The 17,211-nt window shown below is 50.7% G+C and carries 16 protein-coding genes; 4 read left to right on the top strand and 12 right to left on the bottom strand.

The window, feature by feature from the left end; all coding sequences use genetic code 11:
* The first annotated feature begins 99 nt into the window (after window positions 1-99).
* Complete coding sequence (gene msrB / locus IXB28_RS07565) at window positions 100-675, top strand: peptide-methionine (R)-S-oxide reductase MsrB (RefSeq protein ID WP_215617968.1); 576 nt, start codon at window positions 100-102, stop codon at window positions 673-675.
* Between the two features lie 84 nt (window positions 676-759).
* On the opposite strand, the gene IXB28_RS07560 is transcribed toward msrB, so the two are convergent.
* From IXB28_RS07560 to IXB28_RS07545, 4 genes are all read right to left on the bottom strand, one after another.
* Window positions 760-1,308, bottom strand: coding sequence for a hypothetical protein (locus IXB28_RS07560; protein WP_215617967.1), 549 nt, complete (start codon window positions 1,306-1,308; stop codon window positions 760-762).
* A gap of 115 nt (window positions 1,309-1,423) precedes the next feature.
* Window positions 1,424-2,782 carry a cytochrome P450 gene (locus IXB28_RS07555; RefSeq protein ID WP_215617966.1) on the bottom strand — a complete coding sequence of 453 codons (1,359 nt, stop codon included), beginning with the start codon at window positions 2,780-2,782 and terminating at the stop codon, window positions 1,424-1,426.
* Window positions 2,783-2,832: 50 nt separating this feature from the next.
* Window positions 2,833-4,707 (bottom strand): lipoxygenase family protein, encoded by a 1,875-nt coding sequence (locus IXB28_RS07550; protein WP_215617965.1) that lies wholly within the window; start codon window positions 4,705-4,707, stop codon window positions 2,833-2,835.
* A gap of 415 nt (window positions 4,708-5,122) precedes the next feature.
* Window positions 5,123-5,503: a DUF6463 family protein gene (locus tag IXB28_RS07545; protein ID WP_215617964.1), complete on the bottom strand. Its 381-nt coding sequence runs from the start codon at window positions 5,501-5,503 to the stop codon at window positions 5,123-5,125.
* Between the two features lie 101 nt (window positions 5,504-5,604).
* Here IXB28_RS07545 and IXB28_RS07540 point away from each other — a divergent pair, with 101 nt between their 5' ends.
* Window positions 5,605-6,282, top strand: a complete 678-nt coding sequence (locus IXB28_RS07540) for a Uma2 family endonuclease (RefSeq protein ID WP_215617963.1) — start codon at window positions 5,605-5,607, stop codon at window positions 6,280-6,282.
* 6 nt (window positions 6,283-6,288) lie between these two features.
* Here IXB28_RS07540 and IXB28_RS07535 read toward each other — a convergent pair whose 3' ends face one another.
* The 7 genes from IXB28_RS07535 to glpX all read right to left on the bottom strand — a co-directional run bounded on the left by IXB28_RS07535 (window position 6,289) and on the right by glpX (window position 13,928).
* Window positions 6,289-6,651 (bottom strand): Uma2 family endonuclease, encoded by a 363-nt coding sequence (locus IXB28_RS07535; protein ID WP_215617962.1) that lies wholly within the window; start codon window positions 6,649-6,651, stop codon window positions 6,289-6,291.
* Between the two features lie 382 nt (window positions 6,652-7,033).
* Window positions 7,034-7,462, bottom strand: a complete 429-nt coding sequence (locus IXB28_RS07530; protein ID WP_215617961.1) for a TRADD-N-associated membrane domain-containing protein — start codon at window positions 7,460-7,462, stop codon at window positions 7,034-7,036.
* A 434-nt stretch (window positions 7,463-7,896) separates the two neighbouring features.
* Entirely contained in the window at window positions 7,897-9,261 is a 1,365-nt protein-coding gene (locus tag IXB28_RS07525; protein ID WP_215617960.1) for a cytochrome P450, read from the bottom strand.
* 136 nt (window positions 9,262-9,397) lie between these two features.
* Window positions 9,398-10,276: a hypothetical protein gene (locus tag IXB28_RS07520; protein ID WP_215617959.1), complete on the bottom strand. Its 879-nt coding sequence runs from the start codon at window positions 10,274-10,276 to the stop codon at window positions 9,398-9,400.
* 28 nt (window positions 10,277-10,304) lie between these two features.
* The gene (locus IXB28_RS07515; RefSeq protein ID WP_215617958.1) at window positions 10,305-11,033 is read right to left on the bottom strand and encodes a class I SAM-dependent methyltransferase; all 729 of its coding nucleotides are present in this window, start codon (window positions 11,031-11,033) and stop codon (window positions 10,305-10,307) included.
* A 90-nt stretch (window positions 11,034-11,123) separates the two neighbouring features.
* Window positions 11,124-12,428 (bottom strand): glutamyl-tRNA reductase, encoded by a 1,305-nt coding sequence (locus IXB28_RS07510; protein ID WP_215617957.1) that lies wholly within the window; start codon window positions 12,426-12,428, stop codon window positions 11,124-11,126.
* A 462-nt stretch (window positions 12,429-12,890) separates the two neighbouring features.
* Window positions 12,891-13,928, bottom strand: a complete 1,038-nt coding sequence (gene glpX, locus IXB28_RS07505) for a class II fructose-bisphosphatase (RefSeq protein WP_215617956.1) — start codon at window positions 13,926-13,928, stop codon at window positions 12,891-12,893.
* 482 nt (window positions 13,929-14,410) lie between these two features.
* Here glpX and IXB28_RS07500 point away from each other — a divergent pair, with 482 nt between their 5' ends.
* On the top strand, window positions 14,411-15,043 hold the full coding sequence (locus IXB28_RS07500) for a precorrin-8X methylmutase (RefSeq protein ID WP_215617955.1): 633 nt from the start codon (window positions 14,411-14,413) through the stop codon (window positions 15,041-15,043).
* Window positions 15,044-15,100: 57 nt separating this feature from the next.
* Here IXB28_RS07500 and IXB28_RS07495 read toward each other — a convergent pair whose 3' ends face one another.
* A complete protein-coding gene (locus tag IXB28_RS07495; RefSeq protein ID WP_215617954.1) occupies window positions 15,101-15,760 on the bottom strand; it encodes a class I SAM-dependent methyltransferase in 660 nt (219 codons plus the stop codon).
* A gap of 433 nt (window positions 15,761-16,193) precedes the next feature.
* Here IXB28_RS07495 and IXB28_RS07490 point away from each other — a divergent pair, with 433 nt between their 5' ends.
* Window positions 16,194-17,180, top strand: a complete 987-nt coding sequence (locus tag IXB28_RS07490) for a calcium/sodium antiporter (protein ID WP_215617953.1) — start codon at window positions 16,194-16,196, stop codon at window positions 17,178-17,180.
* Window positions 17,181-17,211 lie beyond the last annotated feature (31 nt).

Here is a 17,211-nt window from a genome sequence, read left to right as displayed (position 1 = left end):
ATCGTCGCAAAATATCGTTATGCTAACTATAGGCCCGCTGTTGAAACGATGTCCGTTTCGGCTACGGGCCATATATTTGTACGCAGTGTTAAGGGGCTAATGAGACGACTTTCCTGGATTATTCTGGTGTGTGTGATGCTAGCTGGGGTAACGATTTTTGCCCCTGCTCCGGTGCAAGCGGCTACCTTGAATTTGGCACCAACTGTGGCCCAGACTAACGGCGGTGTATTTCAGAAGCCGGATGATGAGTCACTGCAGGCTACGCTGACCGAACAGCAGTATGCCGTAACCCAGCAAAATGCCACCGAACCGCCCTTTAAAAATGCCTACTGGAATAATAAAAAGCCAGGTATCTATGTGGATGTGGTGTCGGGGGAGCCGCTGTTCTCATCCTTAGACAAGTTTGCCTCCGGTACTGGCTGGCCCTCTTTTTTCCAGCCAATTGAACCGGCGAACATCGTTGAGGTGCAAGACCGTTCGTTCTTTATGGTGCGCACCGAAGTACGCAGCCGTCAGGGGGATTCCCATCTCGGCCATGTGTTTTCAGACGGCCCAGCGCCAACGGGTCTACGCTACTGCATTAATTCGGCGGCGCTACGCTTTATCCCCCTGGCCGATTTAGAAGCGGCGGGCTATGGCCAGTACCTGGCCAGTTTTGATGCGGCTGATTCGTAACCTATCGCCGCCGCCAGGTTTTCACTACTCCAAACTATCCGTTGAAAGTTTCTGTGCCCTAGCCCATGGTTGCCACTGTATTTATTATTGGACTACCAAACATTCAGGGTCCACTTTGCTAAGCATATCTTGGAAGGCCGGGGTGTACTGGCCATTTTCGTCCACAATGCGGCGTAGAACGTATTCGCCTACCCTGGGTACGCCCCCCAGCCAAACATTTTTACGGTCCCACAGTTCTCCATTTTCCGTGCCCTCGTGTTGGCACATGGTGGCATCCACAATCCATCGCGGTACGGGGATGCCAAAGGCGATGGGGATAATTTGCGCATTTTTAAGGGTAGCATCTTCAAACTGGATACTATATCGGAACCCGGCCAGTTGAGCGCCACGCAGCAGGACTAGGCCAAAGAGGTTGCGGTGAAAGGTCCACTGGGCGGGGGCCGTGACCGGCAATGTCAACCGATTCTGTTGTTCATCCCAGTCCAGGTTGTACATGGTGATGCAATCATCGGGCAGGGGGTTGCCATCCATAAAAAATACACCTTTCAACACATGGGGGAGATCGGTGGATTGTTTGGGCTTCATCCAGGTGGCAATGTTTTCAAACTTTTGAGCGACTACGGTCCCGATCATGGTGTTCTCCTTAATTGTGGTTGGGTCAATGCTATCTAGATTGTTGTTGAGTGAATTTTGATGGCCAGGGCACGCTGTGCCCCTATTACTTCTACTACTCCTACTACAGCCATGGTTAAACCTGTTTCGCAAATCCTTGCAGTTCTAGCTCATTGGGGGTAACTGCTGTTACTTTTTCAAAATCCCATTTCACTTCGGTAATTTGTCGCCATTGATATCGGGTAAAGAGATACATGCAAAATACCTTGATGAGTTCAATGGAAAGCGCCTGACCTGGGCAAACGCGCTCATGGTCGTGGCCATTCCAGGACAGTAAATCTGAAAAGTCTCGGTCAACTGAAAAATCGTCGGGATTGATATATCGTTGACTATCTCGGTTGGCGGTAAAGATTGACCCTAGTAGACGTGTTCCCTTTTGAAATGGGCATTTGGTTTCGCCGACGGTGACGTCGCCGGAGCGGGTGGCTAGCTGACTGACGAAACGTACTGGAGGGTATAGGCGGGCGGTTTCTAAAACAACCTTATGCAGTAAAGTGGCCTGGCGTAGATTGTCGCCGCTGGGTGGTTTGGAACCGTCCCACACGGTATTAATCTCTTGGATGACATCATGGCGGAGGGCGTCATTGAGACATAAAACCCCGATGACGGATCCCATGAGGGCACTGGTGCCAGCGGTGCCGGCAATATGGATCATGTCAAATAGCCCGTTGGCGATTTCAGCGGTGGTTAACCCATTCTGTTTCCCGGTTTCTGCATAGGCTGCCCACGTAGGTGCGGCTTGATATTGTTGTACGAGGCTTTTGCGATGCTTGAGAATAGGGCCGGTCTTAAATCTGAGCAGATATTTACTTAGGAATGTGGGGAGGGTGGCGAGGGGCAACCCCTTGATGTACCCACGGGAGCCAGTCACTTCTTCTTCTGAGACATTGAGCCGAAAGACGAGATGGTGCAAAATCTTCACCATAAACCGGGGCAGGTCGTTGCCAATGTGCAAAGTGCCTAGGCGGGTGTGGTCCGTGAGAAAGTCATCTACATAGTTGCCCAGGGCTTCCGCATGGTGCCAGGGGTCGGGCAGTGCCTGATGAAAGATTTTGCGGATGCCTGTGTGGGGTTGGCCATTGGTCCCTAAACTTAGGGGATTTCCCAACATGTAGCTATCCGAAAGAATGCGAATGATGCCGAGGTCGTTCCCCCGAAGTTGAGGTTCCACCTGCATCAGGTCTTTTACCTGATCATGGTCGGTGTGCATGATGGCATGGTCAACGGCAAAGAATGTGTTGCCAATGTGCTCTTTGCGAATGTATAGAAAGTCTCGCCATGCTTTGAGCATGGTAATGCCTTCGCTGTAGTAGGGCTTGAGGCGTAGCAGCCTACCCATTTTGCTATCGTAGCCCACCTTGGCCAAGCGTTTGGAGAGCTTCACCTGACTGTTATGTGACTTGAGTAGCTTGTGTTTTAGTTCAGTGATATCCATTGTTTGTGGGAAGAGAGGGGGCAGGGGGCAAAAAATCAGGGGCGCAGGGATTAAATATTGATACTCTGGGGAATGTTTTTGGGTAATAGATAATCGTAGGGGGGGCGGTTGCGATTGCGTTCGTGGATGGTATCTGTGATCTCGTCTAAACGGTTGCGAAAACGGCCCAGGGGAGCCTGCACATCAGGATTGGTGAAATACCCTGGGCCATATTCGCCCAGTTGGGTGAAATGGGTAGAGCCTAGTAGATGGAGTAGTTTAAGCTGTTCCTGTGCCTGGCTCAGGGGGGGCAACAAACTGAAGTAGTCTTCTTTGGTGGTGTGTTCCCCCAGGTTGTGTAGGGGGGCGTAGCCAGCGGTGGGCATGGCTGGGGCGTAGCTCATGATGTCTTTTTGGGGAAAGTTCACTGCCGCGTGCTGGGCGCTGGCGGTAAAAATAATCAGGGTGATGGCGTCGATTAGGTAGTTCAGCGTTTGGATTTGGCCATTGGTTTCGCCAAACTCCACCACCCGCCCGCCGTCGTGGGAGACAAGCTCTTGGGCCCAGGCTTGCAGGCTACTATCTTGTTGTACGGCGGCATCATTGGGGTAGTAAACCTTGAGGTAGTCGCTCACCCAGGTGTGGATAGCGTCCCAAATGAGGAGGCCGTCGTCGCGGTAGGGGTAGTTGGGTAAGCAGTGGCTATCGTCAACGCCCCGTTGTTGTAGCTGTGTGGGCAGCATGGCGGAGTTAAAGCCATAGCTTTGTACGCCGAGAACGGCGAAGACCCGCGATGAATCGATGGTGCAGGAGAGAATTTTGTTGACGCCGCCCCTCGGTGCGATTAGCTTATCTTGGGCGGCATTGTTGATGGCCAGCATACCTTGGAAGTGGGGCCTGAGGAGCAGGCTGACAGGATGATTGTCGAGGAGTTGGCGGTGGGTTGCGATCGCAAATGGCCCAATAAACAAATGGGTGCGAGCCAAATGGGTAACCGCCTCATGGACATTGGCATCGGCTATCTGTACCAGCGTCTTGGCGCACAGCCAGGCATAGGAATTTGACGTAGGCGTAATCAGGTTATGGTCTTGTGGGTTTTGGCCAGCCTGGATGGCCACAGGCCGCAACCGCCGATCGCCGTTGATGGGTACCGCAAACAACGCAATGGGCGCATAGAGATACTTTTGCCTGCCGGGGAAAGAACCATCGATGGCGGTTGCTAAAATCCCATAGTCTGCAATGTACAGCCGTCCGTCGTTTAATGCTTGTGTGAATGAGTCCTGGTCGCCCATCACCCTCTGGTAATGGGCTTCAGTGATGGGAAAATTTGCCTGGGGGGTCGTTAACCGTTGAATCATCACCGGATTTGGGCCAGCCACCCGCATCGATGCAAACACCTCATCGGTTTCGTAGGTGTAGGCAAACTCCGGTAGATCAATGGTTTGAAACAGCGCCTGAAAGTCTTTTAGATCATCTCCCCTACCTTTCGGAGAATCCACCTTCAGCTTTTGTTGCACATTCGCCGCAAATTCTTGCAAAAATTCACCGCTAACACTTTTAATAATGTCCGTGATTAACTCTTCAAGTTCTTCTGCATTTGTCGATAGCCTGCCGAACAAGATTTTAGGAATAAACTTAGCCCCCTGCCACAGCACCTTCAGGCGAGATAAATGATTTCGTTCTGCTAGGGTTTCCTTAAACGTTTCGATCAGAAAAGCTTTAACATCATCAGCCGCGCCAGCTTTACCACGATCACCCCGATTAACGATGATGGTATTGACTAAAAGCTCAAAGCCCACCTTGGCGACCATCAGCCGCCAGGTAGGCGAAAACTCTTCCTCCTCTGCCAGGGTATCGACCATGGCAATGGGTGGAATATGGGTGTGGTTATATTGATATTCTTGACGCTTTAGTTGGAGGCTTTGATGTAGCTGTCCTGCAGTCATTGGGCTAGATCCATGGGTAGGCAGTGATGTAGGAATATGCAGCTCGCCCTAGAGAAGGCTGGCTAGCCTTTAACCACACAGGTCCTTGCGTAGATTCCGCATTGTGACCGGCACGGCTTTTTATCCACATGGCCTTCGGAATAGCCCCCAGTTTAGAGTGGGCGACCCATTGGATGGGCTGACGTCTAGATGAAAGGGCGCATTGCTATGCGCCCCTACGAAGGGTATTGTGCGGGTTAGCAATGCCCTTTGCCTTGGTGTATTCATCTTGCAATATCGGCTAAACGTCATGCTCTAGCCAAAGTATATTTATACAACCTCGATCGGCTACACAATATTGCAAGATTGCAATAAACGTGGGTGTGCTAGTTGACTAAGTGTTCTATGGTGACCTGCGATTTTAATGGCTGGCTGGCTACTGCGAGCTACTGCGGCCTTTAAAGTTTATTTTGCGGACAATTAAGCCCACCATTGGGGCGATCAGTAACCAAAACCCAGAGACGGGCATGACGATTACCCCCATTGCAACCAGGCTGGAGAGAATAGCGACACAGGGCAGTGGAATGTCTAACTCTAGTTGTTCTAGATAGTCTACAAAGTAGCCTATGAGCAGTAGCAAGAATCCTGAGTAAAGGAACCAGAATGCCGATGAGCGATTTGGGTTGCCGGTGAGGGCGATTGTGTTAAATACTCTGTCTTTAATGAGAAGGTTGAGAGCAGATCGATACAGGATACAACCAATGATGGAATGTGCGATCGCAATAAAAATCAGCGTTTTACCAATCCAAACTTTCACGAGAGCGCCAACTATGAAACCATTACAAGGATAAGGCCGAATGCTGATCGTTGCTTAGATAAGTCCGATACAATCACAATAGGAATAACGTTGGTTGGGCCATGGTTATGATTTCGACTCAGATTAGTGAGTTAGACCTAGATCATTTGGAGGGGCAGCTGACCCAACTCGTTGTCTTACCTAACATCAGCTGGCAAACCTATCGTGCCATGTTGGTGGATATGGGCGATCATCGGTCAACTCGCATTAGTTATAACCAAGGGACTTTAACGCTCAAAATGCCATCTAAGCTGCATGAGATTATTAATCGGTTGTTGGCACGTATTGTTACCACACTGACGGAAGAACTGGGGTTGGATGTGGTGAATGTAGGTTCCACGACGTTAGAGCGAGAAGACTTAGAGAAAGGGGCTGAACCAGATACTGGATTTTATATTCAGAATGCTGCGGAGTTAGAAGGGTTAGATCCTGATATCCCAGCTGATTTACCCCCAGATTTAGTGATTGAGGTAGATATTACCAGTCCTTCAACTCGGCGGTTAGAGATTTATAAAGCCCTGGGTATTGCTGAGGTTTGGCGCTATACGAAACGTAATGGCCTCGTGATTTATCAGTTGAAAAATGGAAACCATGTAGAATCAGATAACAGTTTTGCGTTTCCCTTAGTATCAGCGACGCGGCTAAATGAATTTTTGACACAACGACAGTCACAAAGTGAAAATCAGGTAATTCGTGCAGTGAGACTTTGGGCACAAACGATGGTCCAAGATTCTGTTTAATGGCCTTTACCCTGTAAGAATCAATAGTTTTTTCAGGTCAACGGTTAGAGCTGGAAATGCTAGGGGCTGAACTTTGTCGGAAGCTTTAAATATTTGTTCTGTCTGATAACAGTTGTCTTGAAGTTGGCGATAAATAATCACCTGGTTGTTTTGCAGATTAATAATCCAGTATTCGGGGATGCTTGCTTGAGCGTACAGCTCAGATTTATATTGGCGATCTTTTTGCAGTGTGGAGTCGGCGACTTCAATGATGAAATAAATGTCACTGGGACCAGGGGGACGATCTCTATATAAGGTGGCGTCGATTTTGACGATGGCAAAATCAGGTTCTGGTTCGGAGTGGGGCGGTAGGGTGACGGGTAGTTGCACACGCACCTTTGCTTTACTTGCGAAAGGGTTTTTAGATAATCGCCGCCTTCGTCGGTGGTGGCTGCATGGGGCGGTTGCAGGGGAACCCTTTCGATAATCTGTCCGTTGATCAGTTCTACTGGGGTCTCTGGTGTGATGATGCCAGAGGAAAGGATTTGGTGGTATTCGTCAACGGTCCAGCGTTTGGGGGATAGACCAGTGGGGGGAGTTGCGTGTATGGAAGTCTGTGTCATGGCTAAATCTTCCCCGGACCTATAGGTCAATCATAATCATTATGGACTTGGGTATGAGCTTTGTTTGACTTTGGTCATGAAGGGATTATGGAGAAAGATTCAATTTGCCTACAATCAGCGTGACTTAGACGGCTTACTCACGGAATATCCTATGGTTGGTCATTACCTAACTTCTCTAATAAAACCTTAGCCATTTCAATTTTAGCGTTCTGTAGAGACTCTGCTGCATTAACCGTTGAAGACCTGTCACTCTGAGGGGCTTCCGCAATGCTATCTAGCATTTGCATTGCCATTCCAACAAAGTTCATTCTTTCTAAAATTGCTGCATACTTGTCCGCTTGAGCGATACTTGATTTGTAAACAAACAAGAATGTTGCACCAATAAACTCTGTGATAATGCCAGATATGCCTCCGATAGCAGCGATAATCCAGTTTTCACTGGGATTTTGATAGCCTAGTGCAACACCATAAAGAATCAGCAAAAAACCAAAGCTCATCACGATGACACTAAGCCAGAATATCCAACGTATTTGACCGAGGTTTCGCCTAAAGTAATTCTCAAGTGTAATTTGAGCCATATCCCACACAGGTTTGGCTTTATTGGGTTCTTCTTTGTGTTTCTGTTGAGCTAAGATATATGCTTGTTCTTCTAATTTTGCTCCTGTTTGTTCTGTTTTGAAATATAGGAGAAGACCCAGAAGAATTAATGCGTAGGGTAAGATGAGAAAAATATCGGTAAAAAAGGTCCGAAAACTTGATTGGAAAATACCCAGGTTGATTCAATTTGACGCCGGATAACAATAAGTAAAGTACTTATGCTAATTATTAGTAACCCGAACAGTCTTCGTTGCCTAAATGTTCGAAGTGCGGATTTTTCTGTATGACTATCTTTGGTCATATTTTTGTTGTGATTAATTGCTTGAATTCAATCAAGAAAATCGTCTGAAGCTTTTATTCTTGATAGCTCAAAGGACTACTGTGGCTAGTGCGGTTGCACTCTAAGAAAAATAACCTATTGGGATAAGTTCATTCGTTTATGTAAAGTGGCCAGTAAGCCATGTTTGGGCCTTAGGGTAATTGATGGCAATGCCTCAACCGGTTGCTCAGACATCAGCCGTAGCTGATACTGCTGTGCCAGAGTCGCTAAAAGTAACGTCGCCTCCATTTGTGCAAAGCCCTTGCCAATACAGATCCGTGGCCCCTCACCAAAGGGAATATACACCCCCTTCGGGAGCTGCTTTTCCAAATTGTTTTCCCAGCGCTCCGGCTTAAAGGCTAAGGGTTGCTCAAAGTATTGCTCACTGCGCTGCATCACCCAAGGGCTAATCAACACAATACATTTTTCAGGAATCTCACACCCATCCAAAACATAATCCCGATCCGCAGAACGCGCAATCAGCACAACCGGTGGATAGAGCCGCATGGATTCTTTCAACACATTTTGCGTAAAGGTTAGATGGGCAATGTCGGCCATGGTGGGAGATCGCCCCTGCAACACCCTATCCAGTTCCTCGTGTAGTTTAGCCTCCGCGTCTGGGTTCTGCGCCAGCAACATCCACGTCCAGGCCAAGGCATTCGCCGTGGTCTCATGGCCTGCTAAGACCAGTGTGGCCAGCTCATCCCGCAGTTGCCGGTCGCTCATCTGGCTGCCATCCTCATCCTTCACCTGCAACAGCATAGACAGCAAATCGCCCGTATCTTCCTGGCTAGATCGCCGCTGCTGGATTAATTCATAAATAAACGCATCCATTTCCCGAAGGGCAGAAAAGTATCGACGTGTCAGGGGAAATGGAAAGTTGTTGGGTAGTAAAAAACCTTGCTTTTGCTGTTGGGAAAACCATTCCATACTGAGGTCCAGCGCATGGGAAATGGCTTGTGCCGCTTGCCCTTCGATGTCGATACCTAGGAGAGTTTGCATCACCACATCCAGGGTAAGGTGCATCATATCTTCATGCACATCGCGGGTAGCGCCATCCTGCCACTCGGTCAGCAGTTTTTCTGTTGCCTTTACCATCAGGTCGCTATAGGCAACAATGCGCTGTTGGTGAAAAATTGGCTGGGTTAACTGCCGCTGCCTGGCCCAAAAGTCTCCATCGCTGCCCAATAGCCCCCTACCCACCAGGGTGCGAATCGATTCCCAGCCGGGAGTCCCTTTGGTAAAGACCGTGCGTTCCCGTAGGACTTCCAGGATTAAACTAGGGTCGGCAATAAAACAGGCTTGGGAAAAGCCTAACCGTAGGGGGATAATGCCGTCATATTGTTGTTGGCAGTCGCACAGAAACTGTAGGGGGTCTTTGGAAAAGTAGCTGGAGTGCCCCAATAGAAAATTAGCTTTGGGCGACGGTAGCTGATTGAGCGGGCGAATGGTTTCTAGCATGGGTGGCCCCTAGCTGTGCACAGTGTTTGTAGCATAAGTAATGCTGGAATATTTGGAAAGCCCTGGTGTCCGTCGTGGGTCTTGATTGTCTGGCCTTGGTGCTGAGATGCAAGGCTGCTGCGACTGTGTGTGGGCTTTAGGCTTTGATAATATACTGTCCTCGAATGCGTGCCTGAATCTCGCCATTGCGAATCAGATCTTCCAGCATTGTATAAAGAACAAGATCCTCTGACGGGTCGATCTGTGCTTTGTGGCAGAGGATTTTAAGGGGAATTTCTTCGTATATTTCGAATGCGTCCTGGATGGCGACTTTTAGCATGGCTTTGACGTCGCTGGTGGTTTTTTCAATGGGGGAATAGTGTTCTTTCTTTGCTGTTTTGAGTAGGTGGCCAACAATATCGGCGCGATCTTCTGGCAGGCCTGCTGAGTCCATGACCACAACGCTGCCCTGCCCGTAGCTCACATTGACGGCGACGTGGTTCTGGGAAAAGAGTGTGGGCATGTTGATCAGGGGACTATGTTCGAGGCCTGCGTGGTGGCTAAATACAAAATTAGCCATGGGCTTTTTGTTGGGTAAGTTTACCTGGGCCGTGGTGCCCCGTTGATATGCGACTGGATAGGCTTCTGTGTAACGAAAGGATATCAGTTTCTTGGGGGTGACTTGTTTGAGGCTGAGCCCGAGACGTTGCAAACAGTTTTTGCTGCCTAGATGGGAGGGAAGATCTAAGCAAATTAAGATAACGGCTGTGCCGCCTTGGTCAAGGTGGCTGAGAAAATGTTCTAGCTGTTCGTCATCAAATGTTGGGTTTAGGGCGAATAGGGTATCGATGTCGCGGGTTGATTCTGGGGTGATGTTTTTGATTAAGTGAGAATGATAAGGAATATTCAGGTAGCTGAGCATACGGTCAATGACCTGATTGTCGAACCGCAATGAGCAAAATCCTAGGTTAAACGTGCGCTCTGAATTCATAATGGTTTCGGTATAGGGTCGGTCATATTTTGGGGCGGCACCCACTTGCTAGGCGCAGGTACCGCCAATGGGGTCAAGCCGCTTTTTCAAAAAAGAGTAAATGCTGTTGGGGCAGGCGATCATCGGTTTTGACCCAGGTTAAGCCCACGGCGGCCATTTCTTTTTTGACTTGTTTCTGGCTCATTTTGTGCAGCCGCTTGATCATAATGAGTGGATTCTCGGCTCGGTATTCTGCTAAGACGACACGACCACCGGGCTTTAGGGCGTCTACGACCCCGGTCATTACTTCCCAGGGGGCCTCAAATTCGTGGTAAGCATCGACCATCAGCGCTAGGTCTACGTTTGCGGTGGGCAAGTGGGGATTATCTTCTGTGGCCTGAATGGGCGTCACATTGGTGATGTTTTGTTCGGTTTTTTCTGCCGTTAATAGCTGGATCATTTCTGGTTGTAGATCCACCGCTAGCACCTGACCGTCGGGCACTTTGCGGGCCATGCGAAAACTCATGTAGCCGGTGCCTGCGCCGATGTCGGCTACGGTATCGGTGGGGTTGAGGCCAAGGGCATCTATGGCCATGTCGGGGCGTTCTTCGGCTTCGCGGCTGGGTCGCTCTAGCCAGTAGGCTCCTTGGTGGCCCATGACCTGGGAGATTTCGCGCCCCATGTAGACTTTGCCGATGCCGTCGCCGCTGGGCTGTTTGTAGCTGTAGTTGCCGTTGGTGGTGGCGACATCAGCCTGGCTGCAGCCGAGGGTGAAGACGAGGAGTAGGAGTGGGAGGAGACGGCGGAGTGGGTTGGGTCGCATGGATCGCAGCAAAAAAGCAAAAAAAAGGGGCCAAGCGCTAGCTTAGCTCCCTTATTTTAATTGCAGAGGAATTGACTAAAGGGTTTGGGGCTACTTCTTTTTCTTGGCCGCCGCTGCCGCTGCTCTTTTTTCTTCTAGGTTGAACAGTACCTGTAGCGTTTCCATGGCTTGCTTCCGGGATTCTGCATCTTCCTGGGCCCGTAGCTGGGTCATGGGGTCGTGGAGAATCTTGTTTACGATGCCGCGGGATAGGGCTTCTACGACACTGCGGTGCTTATCGGAGAAGTCTGCACCGAGACGAGATAGGGCTTTTTCTAGCTCCTGCTCGCGGATGGCTTCTACCTTAGTGCGTAGGCTGCTGATGGTGGCTACGGTGTCTAGGGACTTCCACCATTTGACGAACTGCTTGAGTTCTTGCTCTAGGATGCCTTCGGCTTCTTGGGCCATTTGGCGACGGCTTTCTTGGTTCTTGGCCACCACTTCCTTGAGGTCATCTACGGTGTAGGACTTCACACCGTCTAGCTCATCAACGTTTTTGTGCACGTTACGGGGCACGGAGATGTCGAACAGGCTAAGGGGACGACCGGCCAGGCAAGGCTCCACGTTGTCTTTGTGCAGTACGGGCTCTTCGGAGGAGGTGCAGGTGAAGACGATGTCGGCCTTGGTGACGGCGGCATCCATTTTTTCCATGGTGCCGGTTTTGATGTCTACGTGGCTATATTCTGCGGCTAGGTCGTCGGCTCGCTGGATGCTGCGGTTTAGTAACGTAATGTTAACGGCCCGCTTAGAAACGAGGTGCTTGACTAGCAGGCGACCCATTTTGCCGGCACCAATGATGGTGATGTGGCAGTTGGTAAAGTCGGCTACCTTCATCTGGGCTAGCTCGGCGGCGGCGGAACTGACGGAGACGGCACCGGTACCAATGCTGGTTTCGGTGCGTACCCGTTTACCGGTTTTAATGGCATCCTTAAAGAGGCGGCTAAGAATGCGGCCAACGCCTTTGTACTTTTGGCTTTTTGCCAGGGAGTGTTTTACCTGGGCCAAAATTTGGCCTTCGCCTAGGACCAGACTGTCTAGACCGGAGGAAACGCGTAGGAGGTGCATGATGGCATCTTGCTGCACCAGGATGAATAGGTGGGGACGCAGCTCTTCTACGGGGAGGTCGCTGTACTCAGCTAAAAACTGGGTGACTTCACGAATTCCGTTCTCGGTGTCGCTGATGACTACGTGGAGCTCGAGGCGGTTGCAGGTGCTGAGGATAGAGACTTCCTTGACGTGGGGATAGCTGGTAAGTCTTGCGATCGCACCCTCAATCTTTGGTGTGGGGATGCTGAGCTTTTCCCGAACCTCGACCGGTGCAGTCTTATGGCTAAGACCAATAACGGCAATATTCATTCTTCCTCCCAAAAAAATCCTTTCTTAAAAGCCCGACATGCCGGACGATCGCATTATTGATTGGCTTTAACAGTGATGGAGTCAGCATTCTAGCGATACCGCGCCAGTTGCCGCTCCCTATTGAAACTTAGAGAAAAACCTATCCCAACTCAAGGTTTCTCAACAAAAGTCCATCAAACGGTGCCAACCGTTACCAAATGACACATATACACAAGAACACCCTGGCCATTTGTCAACAGCCAGAGTGTTCTTTGCAGAAGATATTTCTGAATAATCCCCTCCTTGGAGGGGTGCCGAAGGCGGGGTGGGTTTCCCCTCCTTGGAGGGGTGCCGAAGGCGGGGTGGGTTAGCCGATACAGCCTCATAGGTGTCGAAACCCACCCCACTGCCCCTCCCAGGAGGGGACCTAGTTCGTTGCCTACCCCACTGCCCCTCCCAGGAGGGGACCCTTGAGTCTAAAGGTTACTTCAAGGAAACGTAGCTGGGGTTGCCTTTCATGTGGATAGTATCCACAAAGCGGGCAGTCTTGGACTGGTTGGAGATAACCAAAGACTGGGTCCGAGCGCCGCCCTTGAAGAAGCGAACGCCGTTCATAAGTAGGCCAGGAGTGATGCCACAGCCAGCGAATAGAACAGTTTCGCCACAGGCTAGCTCTTCAGCGGTGTAAACCTTGTCGGGATCGGTGATACCCATGGAGGTTAGACGCTCTAGGTTAGCTTCCTTGCTCTCACCGATAAGGCCAGTTTTTACGATGGCGGGATCGTAGATTAGCTGACCCTGGAAGTGACCGCCCAAGCAGCGCATGGCAGCAGCGGAAATGACACCCTCGGGTGCTGCACCAATACCCATGAGGGCGTGGGTGTTAGTCCCGGAGAAGCCACAGGAAATAGCAGCGGATACGTCACCGTCGCTGATTAGACGAACGCGGGCACCGGCATCACGGATTTCCTTGATCAGGTCGTTGTGGCGCTCACGCTTCATAACCACAACGACAAGCTCGTCGATGGCGCGGTCTAGGCAATCAGCCAAGATCTTTAGGTTCTCAGTGGCAGACTTGTTGATGTCTACCTTGCCTTTTGCCGCCGGGGGAGCAGCCAGCTTCTTCATGTAGAAGTCAGGTGCTTCAAAGAGGCCGCCTTTTTCGGAGATAGCCAATACAGCCATGGAACCGGGCTGACCATAGGCGCAAAGGTTAGTACCTTCACAGGGGTCAACGGCGATGTCGATTTCGATTAGCTCTTCGGGGTTGCAAACCTTTTCGGCATCGGGCTGGGTGCAAATACCCACTTCTTCACCGATGTAAAGCATGGGAGCGTCGTCGCGCTCACCTTCGCCGATGACGATTTTGCCGCGCATGTGAATCTTGTTCATGCGCTCACGCATGGCTTCTACAGCCACTTCGTCAGCAATGTCCTTCTCGCCCTTACCCATCCAGCGAGCAGATGCGATCGCAGCCTGCTCAACGACTTCAATAATTTCTAATCCGAGGGTACTTTCCACTGCGTATTTCCTCCAAACTGCCTGCTGTTACCAAGACGATGCCGCTGCTTTTCTGGAGATAGCTCTGGGGAGCACTGCCAAATCCCATGGCCGCTGCCCAGAATTATCTTCAAAAATTAGTAGCGGTATTAAGATTATTTGAGCGCCTTTGATAGCTTCAGAATATCAGACCAAGGGGGCAACTTTCTTGCTGTGTAAAATACGCGGTGCGGTGGATTCAGCGTAGATACACCCAATGGAAACGAGGTATTAGCCGCTCAGCGATCCCCCGGTAAGATGCCTAAAGCCTTGTGGCGCCAGAGCTTAGGAGTAAGCATTTGTACTTACCATGGGAGCAGTTCGGCGGGGGCATTTGCAGCTTTGGCCCAAGGTTCAGATAAAGATATAGATGGTATTGGTATGAATTATTGAGTTGGGGGGCATGCTGGAAAACTAGCTGACGATGATAGTCTATTGAAGCTGGCGGATCAGGCAGTACGTATATGGAATGGCACGTTACCGACGCACAGAGCTTACGCATTATCGATCAAGAGATTGGTCAGCATACGTTTGCTCCAGCCGAATATGAGATTGTGCGTCGCGTCATCTACGCTACCGCCGACTATGACTATAAGGATCTAATTCAATTTTCTGACCAGGCCCTGCCCTCTGGCGCGGCGGCGTTGGCCGCACGCACCACCATTGTGGTCGATGGCCCCATGGCCCAAGCAGGCATTACGCCTCGGCTCCAGGCCACCTTTGCCAATCCGGTGTATGGCGCCATGGATGCCATTACTCGACCGCAGCAAGAACAGTCGAAGGCGGCCTGGGGCATGGAAACCCTAGCCAGGCGCTACCCGGAAGCTATTTTTGTGATCGGTCACTCCCAGCCAGCCCTAGATAATTTAGTGGAGCTGATCGAAACCGATGTGATTCGCCCCGCCTTGGTGATTGCCACCCCCGCTGGCTTTTTGGAAGCGGAGGTGACCAAGTCTCGCCTGAAGGATAGCCTCATGCCCAGCATCTGCATCAGCGGCCGCAAGGGCAGCACCGTGGTGGCGGTGGCCATTGTTAATGGTCTGATTGATTTAGCCTGGAAGGCCTACGGTGGCAAACAGCGGGGCATGGCAGGCTAAAGGGGCGATCAAGGTAAAGCGGAATTGGAATCTGACTGCCAAATTCCGACTTCAACCCTAGCCGACCAACACTTCCATCCGTTCTGATAGGACGGCATAAAACGGATCGCTGCTGGCCATGCCCATCATTTGGAGCAATGGGTTCATGGCGGGGCCTTGGTTGGCGACGACGGTTGGCTGGCTAAAGCCCTTGACCGATTCGAAGTAGCGTTTTACCAGGGCAATGTGGCTGGCGTCGCTGCTGTCGCGCCAGGCTGCGATCGCTTTTTGGTAAAACATGCGATTGGAAAAGCTAACAATGGCGATGCCGCCGGGTTTGAGCACCCGATACATTTCGGCAAACACCTGTTCGGGATATTGCAGGTACTGTACCGACACGGTATTGAGCACCGCGTCAAAGGTGCGGTCCTCAAAGGGCAGGGTGTGGTTTTCGTTCAGGTTTTGTACAAAGTAGCTATCTAGCCTAGGATTTTTAGCCAGCTCCTCCGCGTTCAAGCCGTGGCCCTCCACCCGTGCAAACTCCATGTCTGGGGGCAGATGGGAGACCCAGCTACTCATCAAATCTAGGATGCAGCTATTGGGCTGCAGTTTTTCTTGATAGAGCTCAGTTAGCTGTTCAATGAAGCGCTCATCGACGTGGGTGACAAAGCGGGGGGCTGAGTAAAACAGAGAATCGTTAGCTTCGTCTAGTTTCTGACGCTGACTCGCGGCAAGCATAGGGATATGAAATAGAAGGTGGACGCCTATAGGATCTTAAAGCGAAAGCAGGCGTTCTGCCGTAGGGGGCCCTAAAGGGTTGCTAGTTTGTTGTGGTAACGATGGTGGTGTAGGCAACAGAACGATTGTGCTTGCCGCTGATGGCAGGGGAACCGATCGGAGGGTGATGCCATCTTCTCGTCGAGGCGCGTACAATGGCGCGATGTTCTGCATGGGCTCATGGGGCCTGTGGTTACGCTTAAAATCCTCAGCTAGTTGGCCAGAATGCTGCGTTACACTCTATGAGTTTTTGTAAAAACCCATTAAGGCCAAGGATCTGATGATTGCTGATGGGCATTGTGACCTAGCATTTTCCATGAGGATGGTGCGTTTGAGCATTGGCGTCTGCTGTCTTTACGTTGTTCCGGGGATTAGCAACCTCCCCATTTAATTTATGGATTCTATGGCGCTTCTGCTGTTTATTTTTGTCATTGGTCTGGCCACCTTGGTGATGGCCTCTGACTTTTTCACAGATGCTGCTGAAAAACTAGGCTTGGCCATGGGGTTGCCCCCCTTTATCGTGGGGGTGACCATTGTCTCCATGGGCACATCTCTGCCGGAGTTACTGTCGTCGCTGTTTGGCATTGCCCAAGGGGCGTCGGAGGTGGTGGCAAGCAACGTGATCGGCTCTAACATTGCCAATATTTGCCTGGTGGTGGGCACTGCCGCCATCATGAGCACCAAGCTCCTGCGGGTGATGTACAACCTGATCAGTGTGGATTTGCCCCTGTTTGTGGGGTCGGCATTTTTGTTTGCGCTGATGGGGACCTCCGACCAGCAGTTCTCCCGGGGCGAAGCGCTTATTTTGGTGCTGGGCTATGTCATTTATCTGCTGTATATCCTTAGGAGTAGTCAGGATGCGGAGCCCGAAGAGGGGGCGGCTTCTGGGGCGGCTTCTGGGGGGGCGTCTTCTTCAGGCGCTCCTGGGGATGGCCAAATCTGGCGGCATCTGTTGATTTTGGTGGTTAGCGGGCTCTTTATTTTTCTGGGGGCCAATTACACCATCGATTCCCTGATTAAGATTTCGGATCGGTTAAATGTGGGGCGTGACCTGATTGCCATTAGTGCGGTGGCCATTGGTACATCTTTGCCAGAACTGATGGTGACCATCAACGCAGCCCGGAAAAATAAGGCAGAAATTGCCGTGGGTAATGTTGTTGGTTCGAATATTTTCAATATTTTTGTGGTGATGGGCATCCCTGGTTTGATTCGCCCTTTGCCGGTGTCGGATTCGCTGTTGGCCCACAGTGTGCCCACACTGCTGGCGGCATCGCTATTGATGTTTTTTATTGTGCAAGATAACAAGATTACGATCTGGGAGGGGTGGTTGTTTTTGCTGCTCTATGCTTGGTTTATGGGGACAATTTTTGGGTTCTTGTAGGGTGGGCCTACCCACCGTCCGGCTGTGATTA

Source organism: Leptothoe kymatousa TAU-MAC 1615, assembly GCF_018739865.1.
GTDB classification, from domain to species: domain Bacteria; phylum Cyanobacteriota; class Cyanobacteriia; order Phormidesmidales; family Phormidesmidaceae; genus Leptothoe; species Leptothoe kymatousa.
Note: the sequence above shows the minus strand (reverse complement) of the source record. Positions and strands in the feature narration are given on the sequence as shown.

What these genes read in the sequence shown, in the direction of transcription:
- IXB28_RS07500 (WP_215617955.1), top strand. Translation starts at nt 14,411, where the DNA reads ATGGAATGGCACGTTACCGACGCACAGAGCTTACGCATTATCGATCAA.
- IXB28_RS07495 (WP_215617954.1), bottom strand. Translation starts at nt 15,760, where the DNA reads ATGCTTGCCGCGAGTCAGCGTCAGAAACTAGACGAAGCTAACGATTCT.
- msrB (WP_215617968.1), top strand. Translation starts at nt 100, where the DNA reads ATGAGACGACTTTCCTGGATTATTCTGGTGTGTGTGATGCTAGCTGGG.
- IXB28_RS07490 (WP_215617953.1), top strand. Translation starts at nt 16,194, where the DNA reads ATGGATTCTATGGCGCTTCTGCTGTTTATTTTTGTCATTGGTCTGGCC.
- IXB28_RS07515 (WP_215617958.1), bottom strand. Translation starts at nt 11,033, where the DNA reads ATGCGACCCAACCCACTCCGCCGTCTCCTCCCACTCCTACTCCTCGTC.
- IXB28_RS07560 (WP_215617967.1), bottom strand. Translation starts at nt 1,308, where the DNA reads ATGATCGGGACCGTAGTCGCTCAAAAGTTTGAAAACATTGCCACCTGG.
- IXB28_RS07550 (WP_215617965.1), bottom strand. Translation starts at nt 4,707, where the DNA reads ATGACTGCAGGACAGCTACATCAAAGCCTCCAACTAAAGCGTCAAGAA.
- IXB28_RS07555 (WP_215617966.1), bottom strand. Translation starts at nt 2,782, where the DNA reads ATGGATATCACTGAACTAAAACACAAGCTACTCAAGTCACATAACAGT.
- IXB28_RS07510 (WP_215617957.1), bottom strand. Translation starts at nt 12,428, where the DNA reads ATGAATATTGCCGTTATTGGTCTTAGCCATAAGACTGCACCGGTCGAG.
- IXB28_RS07530 (WP_215617961.1), bottom strand. Translation starts at nt 7,462, where the DNA reads ATGGCTCAAATTACACTTGAGAATTACTTTAGGCGAAACCTCGGTCAA.
- IXB28_RS07525 (WP_215617960.1), bottom strand. Translation starts at nt 9,261, where the DNA reads ATGCTAGAAACCATTCGCCCGCTCAATCAGCTACCGTCGCCCAAAGCT.
- IXB28_RS07540 (WP_215617963.1), top strand. Translation starts at nt 5,605, where the DNA reads ATGGTTATGATTTCGACTCAGATTAGTGAGTTAGACCTAGATCATTTG.